The organism is Streptomyces sp. sk2.1 (genome assembly GCF_008120935.1).
Lineage (GTDB): Bacteria > Actinomycetota > Actinomycetes > Streptomycetales > Streptomycetaceae > Streptomyces.
Window position 1 is genome coordinate 1 of record NZ_RDBO01000229.1, and the last position, 937, is coordinate 937.

1 protein-coding gene and 1 pseudogene are annotated in these 937 nt (G+C 66.9%); both read left to right on the forward strand.

Going from position 1 to position 937, the window contains the following annotated elements; translation table 11 throughout:
* Positions 1 to 184, forward strand: a pseudogene (locus EAO76_RS42965) (IS701 family transposase); the annotation flags it as partial.
* Positions 185 to 772: 588 nt separating this feature from the next.
* A partial coding sequence (locus EAO76_RS42970) for a helix-turn-helix domain-containing protein (protein WP_262376252.1) occupies positions 773 to 937 on the forward strand: 165 nt, incomplete at its 3' end.

The window sequence follows — 937 nt, forward strand, 5'->3', positions numbered from 1 at the left end:
CGCGAAGCTGCGCTGGCGCATCGAGCACGACTACCGCGAGATGAAGCAGGCCCTCGGCCTGGCCCACTTCGAGGGCCGCACCTGGCCAGGCTGGCACCACCACGTCACCCTCGTCTCCGTCGCGCACGCCTTCTGCACCCTCCAGCGGCTGACACGGTCCCCAAAAGGAACGGCGCCGGCCTGAGCCTCTATCAGGTCACCCGCGAACTGCAGTTACTCCTCGCAGTCTGGACCGGCGCCTGCCCCACCTGTCACCGCAACACGCCAGAACCCATCCCGATCTGACCAAGCACTACTAGGTGGACGCCGTGGGCGGCTTGCTCCACCGACTCGGGCCCCTCGACTGCGAGGCTGGCCCAAGCCGCCTGCACCAGAACCAACTGATCTTGCGCGATCTGGAGCCGTCGATCAGCCTCCGCCACATCCGGGGCATCGCCTACAAGCGCTCGTGCAGCCATCTTCAGAGCGCTGCGAGACTCGTTGGCCGGAGCGAGGAAGGCGCTGTACGCGTCTCGCCGCAGTTGTCTGCGCCACTGGGAGTGCTCAACTCTGGCTTGCCCTTCCATCTGCCGCCGAGTCGACCCGCTGGAGATCGCCGACGCCACGACCGTGCCGACAACGCCTACCGTCGCACCCAATACTGACTTCGGCTCGTCAGGGTGAACTTTCCCGAAGTCCCTGATGGGCTTGGTGTGGTGGCTGTATTCGATGGTGTGTGAGGTATTCGGATGGGGGCGGGCTGACCGTTGCGGGACGGGTGCGTCGGGAGTCGGTGCGGATGCAGGCGGCCGAGCTGTTCGAGCAGGAGGTCAAGCCGCCGGAAGTGGCACGGCGTCTGCGGGTGAGTCTGAAGTCGGCTTATCAGTGGCACCAGTTGTGGCGCGAGGGCGGGGTCGGGGCGCTGGCGTCACGCGGTCCGAGTGGGTCGCGGTGCCGG